General features: G+C 69.9%; 15 protein-coding genes and 1 tRNA gene. 5 read left to right on the top strand and 11 right to left on the bottom strand.

The genetic code is table 11. The features are described from left to right. Positions 1 to 32 precede the first annotated feature (32 nt). Positions 33 to 1,409 (top strand): SPASM domain-containing protein, encoded by a 1,377-nt coding sequence (locus O7R11_RS00210; RefSeq protein ID WP_337995458.1) that lies wholly within the window; start codon positions 33 to 35, stop codon positions 1,407 to 1,409. 32 nt (positions 1,410 to 1,441) lie between these two features. On the opposite strand, the gene scpB is transcribed toward O7R11_RS00210, so the two are convergent. The 6 genes from scpB to O7R11_RS00180 are packed head-to-tail and all read right to left on the bottom strand — an operon-like array spanning position 1,442 to position 7,713. Next, positions 1,442 to 2,092, bottom strand: coding sequence for an SMC-Scp complex subunit ScpB (gene scpB, locus O7R11_RS00205; protein ID WP_337995457.1), 651 nt, complete (start codon positions 2,090 to 2,092; stop codon positions 1,442 to 1,444). Next, positions 2,092 to 2,889 (bottom strand): segregation and condensation protein A, encoded by a 798-nt coding sequence (locus O7R11_RS00200; protein WP_420792957.1) that lies wholly within the window; start codon positions 2,887 to 2,889, stop codon positions 2,092 to 2,094. Before O7R11_RS00200 ends, scpB begins: the two co-directional genes overlap by 1 nt. Positions 2,890 to 2,906: 17 nt before the next feature. After that, positions 2,907 to 3,959 (bottom strand): beta-N-acetylhexosaminidase, encoded by a 1,053-nt coding sequence (gene nagZ, locus O7R11_RS00195; RefSeq protein ID WP_337995456.1) that lies wholly within the window; start codon positions 3,957 to 3,959, stop codon positions 2,907 to 2,909. Then, entirely contained in the window at positions 3,940 to 4,788 is an 849-nt protein-coding gene (locus O7R11_RS00190) for an SPOR domain-containing protein (protein ID WP_337995455.1), read from the bottom strand. Before O7R11_RS00190 ends, nagZ begins: the two co-directional genes overlap by 20 nt. Positions 4,789 to 4,792: 4 nt before the next feature. Next, entirely contained in the window at positions 4,793 to 6,544 is a 1,752-nt protein-coding gene (gene argS, locus O7R11_RS00185; RefSeq protein ID WP_337995454.1) for an arginine--tRNA ligase, read from the bottom strand. Next, positions 6,541 to 7,713 (bottom strand): deoxyguanosinetriphosphate triphosphohydrolase, encoded by a 1,173-nt coding sequence (locus O7R11_RS00180; RefSeq protein WP_337995453.1) that lies wholly within the window; start codon positions 7,711 to 7,713, stop codon positions 6,541 to 6,543. The genes argS and O7R11_RS00180 overlap by 4 nt, the downstream gene beginning before the upstream one ends. A 226-nt stretch (positions 7,714 to 7,939) precedes the next feature. Between O7R11_RS00180 and O7R11_RS00175 the strand changes: the two genes are divergently transcribed. Further along, on the top strand, positions 7,940 to 8,734 hold the full coding sequence (locus tag O7R11_RS00175; RefSeq protein ID WP_337995452.1) for an exodeoxyribonuclease III: 795 nt from the start codon (positions 7,940 to 7,942) through the stop codon (positions 8,732 to 8,734). 7 nt (positions 8,735 to 8,741) lie between these two features. On the opposite strand, the gene O7R11_RS00170 is transcribed toward O7R11_RS00175, so the two are convergent. The 5 genes from O7R11_RS00170 to O7R11_RS00150 form a co-directional block, all read right to left on the bottom strand. Then, complete coding sequence (locus O7R11_RS00170) at positions 8,742 to 9,587, bottom strand: bacteriohemerythrin (RefSeq protein ID WP_337995451.1); 846 nt, start codon at positions 9,585 to 9,587, stop codon at positions 8,742 to 8,744. Between the two features lie 56 nt (positions 9,588 to 9,643). Continuing rightward, positions 9,644 to 12,295 carry a valine--tRNA ligase gene (locus O7R11_RS00165; RefSeq protein ID WP_337995450.1) on the bottom strand — a complete coding sequence of 884 codons (2,652 nt, stop codon included), beginning with the start codon at positions 12,293 to 12,295 and terminating at the stop codon, positions 9,644 to 9,646. Between the two features lie 132 nt (positions 12,296 to 12,427). Continuing rightward, complete coding sequence (locus tag O7R11_RS00160; RefSeq protein WP_337995449.1) at positions 12,428 to 13,135, bottom strand: DUF2497 domain-containing protein; 708 nt, start codon at positions 13,133 to 13,135, stop codon at positions 12,428 to 12,430. A 130-nt stretch (positions 13,136 to 13,265) separates the two neighbouring features. Further along, positions 13,266 to 14,678 (bottom strand): TolC family outer membrane protein, encoded by a 1,413-nt coding sequence (locus O7R11_RS00155; protein WP_337995448.1) that lies wholly within the window; start codon positions 14,676 to 14,678, stop codon positions 13,266 to 13,268. 138 nt (positions 14,679 to 14,816) lie between these two features. Continuing rightward, positions 14,817 to 15,467 (bottom strand): protein-L-isoaspartate O-methyltransferase family protein, encoded by a 651-nt coding sequence (locus O7R11_RS00150; protein ID WP_337995447.1) that lies wholly within the window; start codon positions 15,465 to 15,467, stop codon positions 14,817 to 14,819. A 223-nt stretch (positions 15,468 to 15,690) separates the two neighbouring features. On the opposite strand from O7R11_RS00150, the gene O7R11_RS00145 reads away from it, so the two are divergent. The 3 genes from O7R11_RS00145 (at position 15,691) to O7R11_RS00135 (ending at position 17,767) form a co-directional block, all read left to right on the top strand. Then, a tRNA-Asn gene (locus tag O7R11_RS00145) sits at positions 15,691 to 15,765 on the top strand. A 68-nt stretch (positions 15,766 to 15,833) separates the two neighbouring features. Beyond that, positions 15,834 to 17,018 carry an OpgC family protein gene (locus O7R11_RS00140; RefSeq protein ID WP_337995446.1) on the top strand — a complete coding sequence of 395 codons (1,185 nt, stop codon included), beginning with the start codon at positions 15,834 to 15,836 and terminating at the stop codon, positions 17,016 to 17,018. After that, entirely contained in the window at positions 17,015 to 17,767 is a 753-nt protein-coding gene (locus tag O7R11_RS00135; RefSeq protein WP_337995445.1) for an SGNH/GDSL hydrolase family protein, read from the top strand. Before O7R11_RS00140 ends, O7R11_RS00135 begins: the two co-directional genes overlap by 4 nt. Position 17,768: the final 1 nt, after the last annotated feature.

Raw genomic sequence — 17,768 nt, 5'->3', positions numbered from 1 at the left:
ATCAGGGAACGGATACGCACGGGGGGAAAGCCATGCACGATCTCGCCGGCCGGTTCTGCGCCGAGCCCTTCGAACACTTCGAGATACTCCTCGACGGCAGGGTTTCCCCCTGCTGCTCGCTATGGGTGGACCTGCGCCTCGGCAACGTCCACGCCGCCGACCTCTCCGCCATCTGGAACGGCGCGCTTGCGCAAGAGATGCGCCGCTCCATCCTCGACGGCAGTTTCCGCCACTGCCGCAAGGACCGCTGCGCGATGATCGTCAACGGCGCCCTGCCCCATCGCGGCGAGGTTTCCGAACCGCACCTGCGCGCCGCCATCGACAACGGCGCGACGGTGATGGAAAAAGGGCCGCGCCACCTCTTCCTCGCCCACGACGCCACCTGCAACCTCGCCTGCCCGTCCTGCCGCAGCGGCCTGATCGCCGCCTCCGGCGCGCAGAAGCAGCGCCTCAACCGCGTCGCCGAGCGGGTGGTGCTGCCCGCCGTCGCCTCCGGGGATTTGCGCAAGCTTTCGGTGGCGGGTCAGGGCGACCCGTGGGCCAGCCCGCACTACCGTTCCATCCTCTCCGCCCTCGCCGAGGACGGCTGTCCGCCCCTGCACCTCGCGCTCTACACCAACGCCGTGCTGATGAGCGAGAAAACCTGGCAGGCCTACGAGGGGCTGGAACGCCATGAGATCACCGTGTGCGTCTCGGTGGATGCCGCCTCCGCCTTCACCTACGCGCGGCTGCGCCCGCCGGGCCGCTGGGAGCAACTGCTGCGCAACCTCGCCTTCATCGGCGAGATGCGCGCCCGCGGCGCGGTGCGCCTGTTCGAACTCAACATGACGGTGCAGGCCGACAACTACGTGGAAATGGCCGAATTCGCCCGGCTTGCCCGCTCCGTGGGGTGCGACCACGCGCTGTTCTACCTGATCCGGAACACCGGCTCCCACCTCGGGCCGCACTATGCCGATTGCGACCTCTCCACCCCGGCGCATCCGGAGCACGCCGCCCTGCTGGAGGTGCTGCGCGACCCGCTGTTCGCCGACCCGTTCTGCCGCCTCTTCGACATCCAAACGCTGCGAGAAGAGGCCTGCGGCCCCGACGCGCCGCCGCCCGACGCCTTCGCCGAACTGGTGCGCCGCCGCATGCGGAGCGGCGCCGCGGAAGACTGGTCGGCGGAGGGCATGGCGCTCCTGGAAATCAACCGCCCCTGGCGCGCGGCGCAACGCTTCCTCCGCGCCGTGGATCGCGACCCCTCGGCGCGCAACCGCCTCGACCTCGGGGTCGCGCTGTTCCTCGCCGGGTTGCCCGCCGAGGCGATGCCGCACCTGGAAAGCGGGCAAGGCGACGACTCCCTCTCCGCCGAGGAACGCGCCGCCCTGGACACCTGCCTCGCCGCAGCGCGGGCGGAAAGCGCCGCTTAAAAACTTCGCGGGGGGGCGCGCGGCCCTTCCGCCTACTCCTCGTCCTCGTCCGGGACGCCGAGCAGCAGGCTGTCGTCGCCGCCGAGGGGAAGCTCCAGGTCTTCCTCGCTCTGCGCCGCGTAGGCGATCATCGCCGGGCGGGTATCCAGGAGGCCCGCGGCCTTCAGCTCCTCCACCCCCGGCAGGTCGGCGAGGCCCTGCAAACCGAAGTGGTCGAGGAAGCCCGGCGAGGTCGCCCAGGTCATCGGCCTGCCCGGGGTCTGCCGCCGCCCCGCCGGGCGCACCCAGCCCGCCTCCAGCAGCACGTCGAGAGTCCCCCGGCTCAGCGCCACGCCGCGCATCTCCTCGATTTCGGCGCGGGTCACCGGCTGGTGGTAGGCGACGATCGCCAGCACCTCGATGGCGGCGCGGGAGAACTTTTTCTGCTGCGGCACCTCGAGGTGCAGGCGCGGCGCGAGGTCCGGCGCGGTGCGCAGCGCCCAGGCGTTGCCGCGGCGCACCACCTCGACGCCGCGCCCGGCATAGCGCGCGGCGAGCGCTTCGAGCGCCGCGGCGAGGTCGCAGCCTTCGGGCAGGCGGGCGGCAAGCGCGGCTTCCGTCACCGGCTCGGCGGAGGCGAACAGCACCGCCTCGATCAGGCGCTCGGCGTCGAAGGCGTCGGGGGTTTCTGCGGGTTCGGTCATCAGGGAGCCTTTCGCAAGCGGATCGGCGAGAACGCCCCGCCGTCCTGGCGCACCACGATGCGCCCCTGGCGCACCAGCTCCAGCGCCGCGACCAGGGTCGCGCCGATGGCGGAGCGGCGGTAGAGCGGATCGGCGAGGCCGGGCGGCAGGAACGCCTCCAGCTTCTGCCAGTCCGCCGCGGCGCCGATGAGGTAGGACAGCCGCGCCAGCGCCTCGTCCACCGAATAGAGCTTGGCCTCGCCGATTTCCAGGCGGGTTTCGGTCTTGCGGCCGTGGAACGCGCCGTAGGCGGAAAGCAGGTCGTAGAGGCGCAGGTCGTAGATCGGCCTGGTCACGTCGCGCAGCCCTTCCGGCGCGCCGCGCGCGAACACCGACTCCCCCAGGCGCGGCCGGGCGAACAGCGCCGCCCCGGCCTTGCGCATGGCGTCCAGGCGCTGCAGGTGGAAGGCGAGCGCCGCGGCCATTTCCGCGCCGGAAGGTTCCTCCTCTCCCGGGGCCTCGGGGATCAGCAGGCGGGATTTCAGGTAGGCGAGCCACGCCGCCATCACCAGGTAGTCGGCGGCGAGTTCGAGGTTGCGGCGGCGCGCCTCGGCGACGAAGAGGAGGTACTGCTCCGCCAGTTGCAGAATGGAAATCCGCCGCAGGTCCACCTTCTGGTCGCGCGCCAGGGTCAGCAGCAGGTCGATCGGCCCCTCGAAGCCGTCGATGTCGAGCAGCAGCACGTCGGAAGGCATCGCCGGGGGAATCCCGTTCTCCCAGCCGTCGTCGGTCTCCGGACTGCGCGGCGCGTCGCCCACTCCCCCGCCCCCTCCGTTCACGCCATCGCGGCGGCAAGCCGCGCGGCCAGTTCGTCCGTGGCATTCTCCTCCGCCGCGGCCGCGGCGTCCAGACGCCGCCGCTCCGCCGCCGCGAAGCGCGCCCAGGCGCGGGCGGAAAGCGGCGGCAGGGCCTGCGCCACTGCGCGCATTTCCGCCATCTCGCCGTTGCAGTGCAGCACCATGTCGCAGCCCGCGCCGAGCGCCGCGCGGGTGCGCGCCGCGAAATCGCCGGAGAGCGCCTTCATCGACAGGTCGTCGCTCATCAGAAGGCCGGCGAATCCGATCTCGCCGCGGATCACCCCCTCCACCACCGCGCGCGAGCAGGTGGCGGGGGCCGCCGCGTCGAACGCGGTGTAGACGATGTGCGCGGTCATCCCCCAGTCCTCGTCCGCGAGCGCGCGGAACGGCGCGAAGTCGAGCGCCCGCAGCGCGTCCGCCGGGGCGTCCACCACCGGCAGGTCGAGGTGGCTGTCCGCCACCGCGCGGCCGTGGCCGGGGATGTGCTTGACCACCGGATGCACCCCCTCGTCGCGCAGGCCGCGGCACACCGCCGCGCCCAGCGCCGCGACGCGGGCGGGATCGCCGGAATAGGCGCGGTCGCCGATCACGCCGTGGGTTTCCGGCCGCGCCACGTCCAGCACCGGGGCGCAGTCCACGGTGATGCCGAGCGCCGCAAGCTCGCGGCCGATCAGCCGCGCATTGAGCCAGGCCGCCGCCGCCGCCCGCGCGCCGGGCAGCGCCGCCAGCGCGGCGGCGCAGGGCGCCTGCCGCCAGTGCGGCGGCTTGAGGCGCTGCACGCGCCCGCCTTCCTGATCGATCAGCACCGGCGCATCCGCCCGCCCCACCGTGGCGCGCAGCCCGGCGACCAGCGCGCGAACTTGATCCGGCGTCTCGATATTGCGTGAGAACAGTATGAATCCGAAGGGTTTTACCTCGGAAAAGAACGCCGCCTCCTCGGCGGCGAGGCGGGTGCCGCGGCAACCGAAAATCGCGGCGGAGGCGATGCCTCCGCCGGTTTGCGCCTGCGCGTCAGCGCTTCGCGACGACACAGCCCACGCCCTTCGCCTTGAGGCCGTCGCACAGCGCGTCGGCCTGCTCGCGGGCGGCGAAGTCTCCGGCGCGCAGGCGGTAGAACACCCCCTTGGAGCCGAGGTCCGCGCGGATCACCTGATGCGGCAGCTTGCCGAGCTCCGGCGCCTTCTTCACCGCGCGGGTCCATTCCGTCTCGGCCCGCGCCTCTTCGCGCAGGGCGGCGAGCTGCACCTGCCAGGCGCCGCTTCCCGCCTTCGCCGGAGCGGCGGCGGGCTTGGCCGCCTCGGCCTTGGCCGCGGGCTTTTCCGTCTCCGCCTTGGGCTCGGGCTTGGCCGCGGGCGGCGGCGTCACCTTGGCGGTTTCCACCGGCTTCACCGCTTCCGGCAGGGCCGGGGCGGCGGGCAGCGGCGCCATGCCGTCGCCCAGCTTGTCGGCGGGCTGCGCCTTGGGCAGGTCCTTGGGCTGCACGGGCTGCGGCAGCAGGTGCTCCACCTCGGGCTTCACCGAGCCCTGGTCCACGCGGTTGTAGACCAGCTTGTCCTGGTTCGGCACCTCCAGTCCGCCCGGGTCCGCCGGGCGCACCTTCACCGGCGCCTTTTCCGACTTCACCACCGGCACCTCCTGCGGCGCGGTGGAATTGCCCGCGCCGCCGGTGCCGAGAATGTACCAGGCGGCCCCCGCCGCCGCGGCCAGACCGATCAGCGCGCCGAACAGCAGGCTCTTCTTCGCCGAGCGCGCGGGAAGAAAATCCTCCTCCGCCGCCATGTCCTGGCCGACCCGCTCGCGCAGGCCCTCCAGAAGGCTGAGATCGAACCCGTCGCCGGGCCGCTTGTCCTGCGAAGCCATGAGATTACATCTCCTCCACCGGGGCGACGCCGAGCACCATGAGGCCCGAGGCCACCACCGCCGCCATGCCCCGAACCAGGGCCACCCGCGCCACCGAAACGTCCGGACGGTCCGGCAGCAGGAACCGCAATTCCGCCGCCTCGCGGCCCTTGTTCCACAGGCTGTGGAAGGCCGCCGCGACCTCGCCGAGGTAGTAGGCGATGCGGTGCGGCTCGTGCGCCTCCGCCGCACCCTCGACGATGCGCGGCCACGCCGCGAGCAGCTTGATCAAAGCAATCTCGGCTTCGTCGGTCAAGGACGCAAGGTCCGCCGTCACAAGCAGCTCGGGCGAGAGGTCCACCCCCGGCAACGCCTCTTCGGCATGGCGCAGCACCGAATGCGCGCGGGCGTGGGCGTACTGCACGTAGAACACCGGATTGTCCTTGGACTGCTCGGTGACCTTCTTGAGGTCGAAATCGAGGTGCGCGTCGTTCTTGCGGGTCAGCATGATGAAGCGCACCACGTCGCGGCCGACGTCGTCGATCACCTCGCGCAGGGTGACGAAGGTGCCCGAGCGCTTCGACATCTTCACCGGCTCGCCGTCGCGCATCAGGTTGACCATCTGGCAGAGCTTGACGTCGAGGCTCGCCTCGCCGCCGGTGATCGCCTTCACCGCCGCGGTCATCCGCTTGACGTAGCCGCCATGGTCCGCCCCCAGCACGTCGATCATCGTCTTCGCGCCGCGGCGGTACTTGTCGTAGTGGTAGGCGATGTCGGAGGCGAAATAGGTCCAGCTGCCGTCGGACTTCTTGAGCGGGCGGTCCACGTCGTCGCCGAAGGCGGTGGCGCGGAACAGCGTCTGCTCCCGCGGCTCCCAGTCGTCCGGCAGCATGCCCTTGGGCGGCTCCAGCACGCCCTCGTAGATCAGGCCGGTGGATTTCAGGTAGTCGAAGGCCGCCTGCACGCCCCCCGCCTGCACCAGTGCGCGCTCGGAGGAGAACACGTCGTGCGACACGCCGAGCGCCGCGAGGTCGTCCTTGATCAGCGCCAGCATCGCGGCCACCGCGCGCTCGCGGAACGGCATCAGCCACCGGCCTTCCGGCGCGGTCTTGTAGCGGTCGCCGAACTCCGCGGCCAGCGCCGCGCCCACCGGCGCCAGGTAGTCTCCGGGGTAGAGCCCTTCCGGAATTGCGCCGATCTCCTCGCCCAGCGCCTCGCGGTAGCGCAGGTGCAGGGAGCGCGCCAGCACGTCCACCTGCGCGCCCGCGTCGTTGACGTAGTATTCCCGCGTCACCGCATAGCCCGCCTTGGCGAGCAGCGAGGCGAGCACGTCGCCCACCACCGCGCCGCGCCCGTGGCCCACATGCATCGGCCCGGTGGGATTGGCGGAGACGTATTCCACGTTCACCGCCTGCCCCGCGCCCATGGCGGAATCGCCGTAGGCGGTGCCGGCGCGCAGCACGTCGCGTAACCGATCGTGCCAGAACGACGGCGCGAGCCGCAGGTTGATGAACCCCGGCCCCGCCACCTCCGCGGCTTCCACCCCCGCGGTCTCGGCGAGGCGGCCGGCGAGCAGAAGCGCGAGGTCGCGCGGCTTCATCCCCGCGGGCTTGGCCAGCACCATGGCGGCGTTGGTCGAGACCTCGCCGTGGGCGGCGTCGCGCGGCGGCTCGGCGGAAACGCGCGTGGCGTCGAGGTCCGGCGGCAGCGCGCCTTCGGCTTGCAGGGCGGCGACCGCATCGGCGATGCGGGCCTTGAATTCGGCAAACAGGTTCATGGATTGACTTTCGGATCGAATAAACGCGCGTGTTCGTCGAGGGCGAAGCGATCGGTCATGCCGGCCACGTAGTCGCACACCGCAGCCGCGGTTTCCGCCTCCTCCGGGCCGCCGCAGAGGCGCTTCCAGTCGGAAGGCAGCAGCCGCGGCTCGGCCAGCAGCAGGCCGAACAGGTCGTCCACCACGCGGCGCGCCTTGATGATCGCGCGCATCACCTTGTGGTGGCGATACATATTCGGAAACAGGAAATCCTTCAAGGCGCGATCGGCGGCGCGCATCGCGGGCGAGAAGGCGACGATGGCGCGGCCCGCGGCGCGCACCTCCGCCGTATCGGAAATGCCGAGAGAGTCCAGGTTGGCGCGCGCCGTCGCCACCACGTCGGAGGCCATGGCGTTGATCATCCGGCGGATCGTCTCGTGAATCACCCGCGGCGCATCGAGGCCGGGGTAGCGCGCCTCCACCTCCGTCAGCTTCTCCCCCACCAGGGGCAGGCCGCGGATGTCGTCGAGGCCGAACAGCCCGGCGCGCAGGCCGTCGGCGATGTCGTGGTTGTTGTAGGCGATGTCGTCGGCCACTGCGGCGATCTGCGCCTCCAGGCCGGCATGCCCGGCGAGGTCCAGCGGGAACGCCGCGTCGAATTCCGCAATGTAGCCCGGCACCGCGCCGGCGATCGGGCCGTTGTGCTTGACCAGGCCTTCCAGCGTCTCCCACGTCAGGTTGAGGCCGTCGAAATCCGCATAGTGGCGCTCCAGCCGGGTCACCACCTTGAGCGACTGCGCATTGTGGTCGAAGCCGCCGAACGGCTCCATGCAGACCTTCAGCACGTCCTCCCCGGCGTGGCCGAACGGCGGATGGCCGAGGTCGTGGGCGAGCGCCAGGGCCTCCGCCAGGTCCTCGTTGAGGCACAGCTCGCGCGCCACCGAGCGGGCGATCTGCGCCACCTCCAGCGAATGGCTCAGCCGCGTGCGGTAGCTGTCGCCCTCGTGGTAGACGAACACCTGGGTCTTGAAGGACAAACGGCGGAACGCCGCGGCATGGATGATGCGGTCGCGGTCGCGCTGGAACGGCGAACGCCCGACCGCCGCGGGCTCGTCGAACAGACGTCCGCGGCTGCGGTCGGGCAGACAGGCATAGGGCGCCAACGGCGCCTGGCAAAACGTCGCGTTCATGCCCCGGACACTAGCGTTGTCGGGGCGGAAACACAAGGCCGGGGGCGCTGCCCCCGGACCCCGCAAGGGGACTCGGCCGCCTTTGACCTCACAGATTTTTTGCGCGCAGCGCCATTGAATCATCGCGCGGCGAAAAAACTAAGGGGAGGCGCGGAGGGACCGAGTCCCTCCGCAAAGTTTTTGTTTTATGATACCGGCGACCTTCCCCTTACGGAGTACCCCGCCCGTGCCGACCATCGCCACCTGGAACGTCAATTCCGTCAAGGCCCGCCTGCCCGCGGTTCTGGACTGGCTGAAGAGCTTCGCCCCCGACGTGGCGCTGTTGCAGGAGATCAAGTGCCGGGACGCCGACTTTCCGGAGCTGGAGTTCCGCGCGCTCGGCTACGACCTCGCGGTGCACGGGCAGAAGTCCTACAACGGCGTCGCCATCCTCTCGAAAATCGGGCTTTCCGACGTGGCGCGCGGCCTGCCCGGCGATGCGGAGGACGTACAGGCGCGCTATCTGGAGGCGACGGTGGGCGACGGCCTGCGCGTCGTGGCGCTCTATCTGCCCAACGGCAACCCGGTGGCCGAGGGCGGCGGCTTGAGCGCCAAGTTCGCCTACAAGCTCGCCTGGATGGAGCGGCTGAACGCCCATGCCGCAACGCTGCTGCGCAGCGGAACGCCCACGGTGATCGGCGGCGACTTCAACGTCATCCCCACGCCGATGGACTGCTACGACGCCGCGCTGTGGGCGGGGGATGCGCTGATGCGGCCGGAGACGCGGTCGCGCTTTTCCGCGCTCTCGCACCAGGGCTGGACCGATGCGGTGCGCGCCTACAACCCCGACCCCGGGCTCTATTCGTTCTGGGATTACCAGGCGGGCGCGTGGGCGAAGAACCACGGCCTGCGCATCGACTTCCTGCTCGCCTCGCCCGGCGCGGCGGATGCGCTGACCGCCGCAGGCATCGACACCGCGCCGCGCGGCCGGGAGAAGGCCTCCGACCACACGCCGGTGTGGTGCCGCCTCGCCATGCCGTGATCTCCGGCTATTTCGCCAGTTGGCGCGCCATGCAGGCCATCAGTTCGCCGGAGGTCACCGGCTTCTGCAACCATTCGGAAACCCCCAGGCCCTCGCGCGCCGCCTCCAGGCTTTCGTCGGCATAGCCGGTGAGCATCACCACCGGGGCGATGACGCCGCGGCCACGCGCCTGGTGCACGAAGTCCAGGCCGTCGCCGTCGCCGAGACGCCAATCGGCGAGGATCAGGTCGAAGGGCCCCTCCTCCAGCGCCTGCAGGGCGGAGGCGATGTCCGGGGCGATGGCCACGCCGCCGACGCCGACGTTGACGAGAATCGATTTCAGCACGTTGGCGAAGGGCTTGCTGTCCTCCACCACCAGTACCGTGAGTCGCGACCACTCGAGATTCGCGTCCTTGCGGTCGGTGGCGAGGAGGGCGGCGTAGCTCACCCCCTCGGCGGCGGAAACCGCCTCCAGATTGGCCAGCAGGTAGGGCTTGATCGCCATGTCGTGGAGGAGGATGTGGTCCATCAGCCAGTCGCTGAGGAAGTCCACCAGGTCGCCCACCTCCACCTCGTCCGGCGCGGCGCGGAAGGACTCGAACAGGCGCTTCGCCTCCCTGGTCAGGGCGGCGTGCTGGGCGCGGTGTTCGCGGATGTCGGGATAATGCGCGGCGAACTGGGCGCGTTCCTCCCGCACGAAGTGGTAGTGGGTGTAGTCCACCAGTGCGGAAAGAATGCCGCCGATGTCCCCCAGACCGCCGTCGGCGCGGGAGGCCTCGTACATGCGGTTGAGGAGGTCCACCAGAACCTTGTGGTCCGCATCGATGAACGGAACCCCCAACTCGAAACGGCTGGACCACTGGACATAGGGCATGTGTCGTCCTCCACGCGGAAATCCGGCTTCAAGGAAACATCAAAAATGCACGCGCATCAAAAAGTTTCGATGCGCGCCAGGGCTTCCCGCACCTTCTGCCGCTGGAGGAGCGCGTCGGCGCGCTTCTCGCGCTGCTCCGCGACGATCTCTTCCGGCGCGGCGGCGATGAACTTCTCGTTGGCGAGCTTCTTGTCGAAGCGCTCCACCTCGCCGTCCAGGCGCTTCAGCTCTTTGGCGAGGCGCGCCTTCTCCTGCGCGATGTCGATCACCCCGGCGAGCGGGATGAGGACCGTGGCCGCCCCCAGGACGATCTGCATCGCGCCCTTCGCCGCATCCCCCGCCGGGGCGTCGGCGATGGTTTCGACGCGCGCCAGGCGCTCCACCACCGGGCCGTAATCGGCCAGGCGGCGGCGCGAGTCCGCATCCGCCTCGCGCACCAGAAGCGCGGTCTTGGCCCCCGGCGGCACGTTGACCTCGGCGCGCGCGGAACGGATCGCGGTGATCAGCGCCACCACCCAGTCCACGTCCGCCGTCGCCGCCGCGTCGATCGCGCCGGCCTGCGGCCACGCCTCGACGATCAGCTGGCCGCGCGGGACCGCGGCGCTCTTCGCCCACAGTTCCTCGGTGATGTAGGGCATGAACGGGTGCAGCAGCTTCAGCACCTCGTTCAGCACCCAGGCCGCGGTGGCGCGGGTTTCCGCCTTCACCGCCTCGTCCTCGCCGGTCAGAAGCGGCTTGGCGATTTCCAGGTACCAGTCGCAGAAGGTGCCCCAGACGAACTGATAGGCCGCGCCCGCCGCCTCGTTGAACTTGTAGGTCTCCAGCCCCTCGCCCACCGCGGCCACGGTTTCCGAGAGCTTGCCCGCGACCCAGCGGTTGACCGCGTGCTGCGCCTGATCCGGCTTGTAGGCGGGCTCCAGGCGGCACTCGTTCATCTCGCAGAAGCGCGCGGCGTTCCACAGCTTGGTGGCGAAGTTGCGGTAGCCCTGCACCCGGCTTTCCGACATCTTGACGTCGCGGCCCTGCGCCGCCATCGCCGCCAGGGTGAAGCGCAGCGCATCCGCGCCGTAGGAGTCGATGAGCCCCAGGGGGTCGATGACGTTGCCCTTGGACTTCGACATCTTCTGGCCCTTCTCGTCGCGCACCAGGGCATGGATGTAGACGGTGCGGAACGGCACGTCGCCCATGAAGCGCAGGCCCATCATCATCATCCGGGCGACCCAGAAGAAGATGATGTCGAAGCCGGTGACGAGAACGTCGGTCGGGTAGTAGCGGGCGAGTTCCGGCGTTTCTTCCGGCCAGCCGAGGGTGGAGAACGGCCACAGGGCGGAGGAGAACCAGGTGTCGAGCACGTCGGGGTCGCGCAGCAGCACGATGTCGTCCTTGCCGTACTTCGCCTTCGCCGCGGCGAGCGCCGCCTCTTCCGTCATTTCGACGAAGATCGCGCCGTCGGGGCCGTACCACGCGGGCACCTGGTGCCCCCACCAGATCTGCCGCGAGATGCACCACGGCTGGATGTTGCGCATCCACTCGAAGTAGGTCTTGGACCAGGTCTCGGGCACGAATTTGGTGCGCCCGTCCTCCACCGCGGCGATGGCGTCCTTGGCGAGTTCGGCGGCATCGACGAACCACTGGTCGGTCAGCCACGGCTCGATGACCACGCCGGAGCGGTCGCCGAAGGGCTGGGTCATCGGGTTCTCCTCGATCTTCTCGAGAAGGCCGAGGGCCTCCATGTCGGCCACCACCTTGTCGCGCGCGACGAAGCGGTCGAGGCCGCGATAGGCCTCCGGCACCGCCTCGTTGAGCTTGGCGTCGCGGTCGAGCACGTTGATCTGCGCCAGGTCGTGGCGCTTGCCCACCTCGAAGTCGTTGAAATCGTGCGCCGGGGTGATCTTCACCGCGCCGGTGCCCTTTTCCGGGTCGGCGTAGTCGTCGCCGACGATGGGAATCTCGCGGCCGACCAGAGGCAGCACCACGGACTTGCCGATCAGGTGCCTGTAGCGCTCGTCCTCCGGGTGCACCGCGACGCCGGAATCGCCCAACATCGTCTCCGGGCGGGTGGTGGCGACGGTGAGGAAGACCCCCGCCTCGCCCTTCACCGGGTACTTGAAGTACCACATCCTGCCCTTGACCTCGCGCTGCTCCACCTCGAGGTCGGAGATCGCGGTGTGCAGCTTGGGGTCCCAGTTGACCAGACGCTTGTCGCGGTAGATCAGGCCGTCCTTGTGCAGCGCGACGAACGCCTTGCGCACCGCGAGGTCGAGGCCGGAATCCATGGTGAAGCGCTCGCGCGGCCAGTCGAGCGAAGCGCCGAGGCGGCGCAACTGGAGGGTGATGGCGCCGCCGGATTCCGCCTTCCACTTCCACACCCGCTCGATGAAGCCCTCGCGGCCGAGGTCGTGGCGGGTCAGGGCCTCCGCCGCCAGCTGGCGTTCCACCACCATCTGGGTGGCGATGCCCGCGTGGTCGGTGCCCGGTTGCCACAGGGCGTCGCGGCCGGTCATGCGGCGGTAGCGGATCAGCATGTCCTGGATGGTGAAGGTGAGCGCGTGGCCCATGTGCAGGCTGCCGGTGACGTTCGGCGGCGGGATCATGATGCAGAAGGGCGTCTTGCCGCCGGAAGGTTCGGCCCCGAATACGCCCGAACTCTCCCATTGCCGGTAGAGGCGGCTTTCGATCTCGGCGGGGGCGTAGGTCTTGTCCAGCATTTCCACGAACCTTTTCGCATGACGGCGGCGCGCCCCGCGGGCGCGCGCCGGCGGGGCAGGCACTCTGTGTAGAAAAAGATTACGGCGGGCGCAAGCGCCCGCCGTGAGAATGCTCAAAAAACCGCGCAGGCGTTACTTCATCGGACCGATGCGGTTGACGATGCGTTCGACTTCGCGTTCGACGATGCGCTCGACGATGCCCGGCAGGTTCTCGTCCAGCCACGCCTTGAGGATCGGGCGCAGCAGTTCGCGCACCAGTTCCTCCAGGGTGACGCCGAGCTGGCCGATCCCGAGGTTGCGATTCGCCAGCAGGCTCGCCAGGCTGGCGAAGGCCTGTTCGGAAACGTCCTGCGTCGCGCGTTCGAGAAGCACGTCCGGCGCGATGGAAGGCGGCTCCGGCGCCATGTCGAAGATCGGCCGCGGCTCCGGCTCCGGCGGGAAGAAGTCCTCTTCCTCCTCGATCTCGGGTTCGGGCTCCGGGGCGGGCGGCGGCGGCGGCGGCGCGAGGCTCATGTCGTCGGTGAGATCGAGAACGTCGTCGTCCTCCTCCTCCTCCAGCATGTCCTCCGGCAACAGGGAAATCGGTTCCGGTTCGGGTTCCGGTATCGGCGCAGGCTCCAGTTCGGGCATCGGTTCCGGCTCCGGCTCGGGTTCGGGCGCCGGTTTCGGCGCGGGCGGCGCCTTGGCAGGCTTGGGCTTGGGCGCGGGGGCAACCGGCGCCGGCTCCTCGGCCGGGGCGATCTCGCCGCCCTTCTTGCCGTCGTCCTCGGACAAAATCCGACGGATGGAGGCCAAGATGTCCTCCATCGACGGTTCCTGCTGGCCCTTATCCTCGCTCATGGATGTCCCGGCCTTCTCTCTACGCTACCCCCGCGCAGGCTCGGACCCCCTGCCCGCGCGACTCACCCGTCAACCCATAACACAGGTTGTCCAAAAACTTAACGGATTTTCACAGCGAAGGACAGACGCGTCACTCGGCGCGTTTCAGGCCTTCGCGCCCGTCGTCGGAAAACACCGAGGCGCCGAACCACGCGCCCGCCGCATCGTCGTAGTGCGTCTTCGGGTCGTAGAGCGGCGTATCGAGGCCCATGTCGGCTGCGGTGAGGCGGCCGATCGCGGCGAGCACCTGATAGGATGCCAGCGCCTCGCTGCGCTGCGCCTTGACCAGGTTGACCCGCGCGTCCAGCAGTTCCTGTTCCGCATCCAACACGTCGAGCACGGTGCGCGAGCCGACCTCCGCCTCGCGGCGCACGCCGTCGAGCGCGATTTCGGAGGCGCGCACCTCCTCGCGGTAGGCGACGATCTGCGCGCGCGCCGAAGTGAGGGACTCCCAGGCGCTGGTGCCGTTCTCCACCACCGCGCGCTGCACCCGTTCGAGCGCCTTGCGGCTTTGCGCCAGCTGGTCCTTGGAGGCGCGCAGGCGGGCATAGGTGCTGCCGCCTTCGTAGAGCGGCATGCTCATCGTCGCACCCACCGAATAGACCTTCATCTCGTCGTCGGAGTAGCTCTGATCGTTGAGCTGGCTCGCGCTCGCCACCAGGCTCACCTTGGGCAGAAGCTCGGCGCGCACCACGCCCACCGCGTCGTCCTTGGCCTGCACGGTGAAGTCCGCGCCCTTGTAGTCCGGGTTGTCGGCCACCGCCTCCTTGAGCAGGGTGACGAGGTCCGGCGGCAGGCCGCCTGCCGAAGGCACCTGGGTGATGCCTTCCGGCGCCTTGCCCATCACCCGCTGGTAGGCCGCGCGCGACACCTGCAGGTTGCCCTCCGCGGAGACGCGGTCCGCCAGCGCCTTGGAAAGCCGGGCCTCGGACTGCGCCACGTCGGTTCGGGTGATCTCGCCCACCGCGAAACGGTCGCGCGAGGCCTCCAACTGGCGCTGCAGCACCTGTTCGTTGCTGGTGGTCAGGCCCACCACCGCGAGGTCGCGCCAGACGTCGAGGTAGGCGGTCACCGCGCCGAGCAGCACCGTCTGCTCCACCGAGCGCAGGCTCTCGCGCCCCGCGTAGACCTGGTTCTTCGACTGGCTCACCGCGTTGACGGTGCCGAAGCCGTTGAACACCGGCTGGGTCAGCGTCACCCCGAGGCTGCGCTCCTGCCGCCAGATGTCGCGCTGGGAGACTCCGGATATCCTGTAGTCGTCGCGCTTCACCGAAGCGCCGTCGGCGGACAGCGTCACGCTCGGCCGCCAGCCGGAGAGCGCCTGCGCCACGCCCTGGTCGATGGAGCGCAGGTAGGCCCGCTGCTCCAGCAACTGCGGATTCGAGGCATACGCCATGGCCAGAGCTTCGTTCAGGGTCTCCGCCTGCGCAACGCCCACGGACGCCGCCGCCAGCAGGGCGGCCATAGCCACGCCGCCGGTCAGTCTATGGCTGATCTTCGCCATGAAACACTCCATCTCCGAAGAAGGACCGCCCCTTGCGGAACGGCTGCGAATGACGCCCCTCGACCGCGAAAAAATTCCCACCGGGCAAGACATAGGCCGCCCGGCCGCGGATGTCCAGACGCAAGCCGCAGCCGCGCTTCAGAAGACGAACGCGGCCGCCTTGGCGAAGCCCGGCAGGGGCGCGACCGTGGCGTCGAACTCGATGCGGTGGCCGAACGCGCCGCCGCGCCGCGTCACCAGGGTGGCGCGGCCGATGCCCTTGTCGCGCACCACCGCGACGAGGCGGCCGCCCTCCGCCAGTTGCGCGCGCACGCCCTCGGGAATCCGGTCCACCATGCCGTCGATCAGGATCACGTCGTAGGGGCCCTGATCCGCCAGCCCCTGGGCGAGCCCGCCTTCCAGCACCGCGGCGTTGTCGATGCCCAGCCCGAGCAGCGTCTCCGCCGCCCAGTTGGCGAGTTGCGCGTCTTCCTCCAGCGCCACCACGCTGCTCGCCATGTGGCCGAGCACCGCCGCGGAGTAGCCGCTGGCGCAGCCGATGTCGAGCACCGCGTCGGTGCGCTGCACCTCGGCGAGTTGCAGCAGGCGGGCGAGCGCCACCGGCTTCATCAGGAAGCGCCCGGGCGCGACCTCGATATCGTCGTCGATGTAGGCCAGGCTTTTCGCCGGCGCGGGCACGAACACCTCGCGCGGCACCGACCGCAGGGCCGAAATCACCAGAGAATCCGTCACCCGGTTGGTGCGAACCTGATTGTCCACCATGTTGCGGCGTGCCAACTCGAAATCCATGCCCGTGTCCTCGACCGACTGCGTTGCCTTGCCCGGACGGCGGAAACCCGCCGCTGCGCCTTTATATAGCCTCACCCCCGCGCCATACAAACGGAAACGCCGCACCCGCCGCGGCGCGCAAAAAGAGCCTTGACCCCTGCGGTGGGTTCGCTTATAGATCGCGGCCTCACCGGGGACGTCCCGGTGCGGAACCGGGCGGCAAGTCCGCCCGTATGCGCGCGTTTCCGGAGTAGCTCAGCGGTAGAGCAGCCGGCTGTTAACCGGCTGGTCGGGGGTTCGAATCCCTCCTCCGGAGCCAGCGCATCCCTCCCCCATGCCAAATCGAACGCCTGCGATGCGCCGTATCGGCGGCTGCGGAATTGCCCTATGCTGGCGGCGTTGCAATGTCCGTGGGGACCCATCCTGGACCGCAGGGCGGAAGCCGTCTCGAAACGCGACCGCCGCCTCGACCTGTTCCGGGGCCTGGCGCTGATCTTCATTTTCGTCGATCACATCCGTGGCAACCCCCTCGGCTGGTTCACCATCCGCAACTACGGATTCAGCGACGCCACCGAGATCTTCGTGTTCATCTCCGGCTATTCGGCGGCGCGCGCCTACGGCATGACCGCCGCCTCCGGCGATTTCCTCTTCACCTCGGCGCGGATCTGGCGGCGCTGCTGGCAGCTCTACGTCGCGCACATTCTCCTCTTCATCATCTTCGCCACCCACGTCGCCTCGGTCTCCGCGCGCTTCGGCAACCCGATGTTCGCCGAGGAGATGAACGTCGCGAGCTTCCTGCGCGACCCGGAGGCGACGCTTTTGCAGGTGCTGCTGCTGCGCTTCCGCCCGCTCAACATGGACGTGCTGCCGCTCTACATCGTGCTGCTGCTCGCCTTTCCGCTGATCCTGCCGCTGCTCAAGCGCCTGCCGTGGGCCGCCCTGGCGCTGTCGGTGGGGCTGTGGCAGTGCACCCGCGCCTTCGACATCAACCTCCACACCTACCCCAGCGGCGGCGTCTGGTTCTTCGATCCCTCGGCGTGGCAGGTTCTGTTCGTCCTCGGCGCGCTGACCGCGCTGCGGCCGGAGATTCCCGCCCGCATCGCCGCGCGGGCGCGCTATCTTGACATTCCCGTGGCGGGTTTCCTCGCTTTCGCCCTCGTCGTGGTGCTCGGCTGGAAATTCCCCGCCGTCGAGCGGTTGCTGCCCCAGCACCTGCTCACCTGGATGTATCCCATCGACAAGACCGCGCTCGACCCGCTGCGCCTCGTCCATTTCCTGTGCGCCGCCTACGCCGCCGCGCGCTTCGTCAAACCGGAGAGCCCGCTCACCCGCCTTGCGGCCTTGCGGCCCCTGGTGGTCTGCGGCCGCCATTCCCTGGAAATCTTCTGCCTGGGAACCCTTCTGTCGCTGAGCGCGGCGATCCTCCTCGGAGAGGCCAGGGACAGCATCGTCCTGCAGATGGCGGCGGCGGCGGCGGGAATCGCGGTGATGATCGCCGCGGCAGGCTGTCTCGATTGGTATCAACGCCGGGAGAAGGACCTGTCGGCGTCCCGCAGGGGGGGGAACGCATGACGCATACCTGGCGCATCCTGGCTCTTGCCGCGCTCTGCGCGCTTTTGTCCACCGCGGCGCAGGCCGAGACCAGCCGCTTCGGCCGATGCGCGGTGCCGCCGGACTCGGTGGCGGAAATCTTTCCCCTGCCCCGCACCGCCAAGGCCCTGGCGGCAGGGGGGCCGGTGCGCGTCGTGGCGATCGGCTCCACCTCGTCCACCGGGCGGGGGGCCTCGTCGCGGGAGAAATCCTATGTCCGCCTCCTCGCCGCCGAGCTGGCGCGCGCCTGGGCGCCGCGCCGCGCCGAGGTGATCGACAGAGCCGCAGAGAAGCAGACCGCGGCGATGATGGCCGCCGACGCCGTGCCCGAGGCGGCGCGCCTCGCCCCGGCGCTGGTGGTGTGGGAAACCGGCACCACCGATTCGATCCGGCGGCTCGACCCCACCGACTTCGGCGACGCGCTGGAAACCGGCATCGCGGCGCTGCGCGCGGCGGGGGCCGACGTGGTGTTGGTGACGCCGCAGTTCAGCCCCGCCACCGCGACCCTGATCAACTTCGCGGACTACCGCGACATCATGCTGCGCGCCGCCGCCGCGCAGGCGGCCACCGTGCTGCGCCGCGACGAAATCATGCGCCAGTTGTTCGAATCCGGGGAATTCGCCATCGAGACCGGCGGCGACCCCAAGGCCGCCACCGCGGCGGTGGACGGCCTCAACGCCTGCCTCGCCCGCCTGCTCGCCGACACCATCAGGCGCGGCGCGGCGCAATAGC

The organism is Oleispirillum naphthae (assembly GCA_027864655.1).
In the GTDB taxonomy this organism is placed as follows: Bacteria; Pseudomonadota; Alphaproteobacteria; order Rhodospirillales; family Rhodospirillaceae; genus Oleispirillum; species Oleispirillum naphthae.
This window is presented reverse-complemented; position numbering and strand designations above follow the sequence as displayed.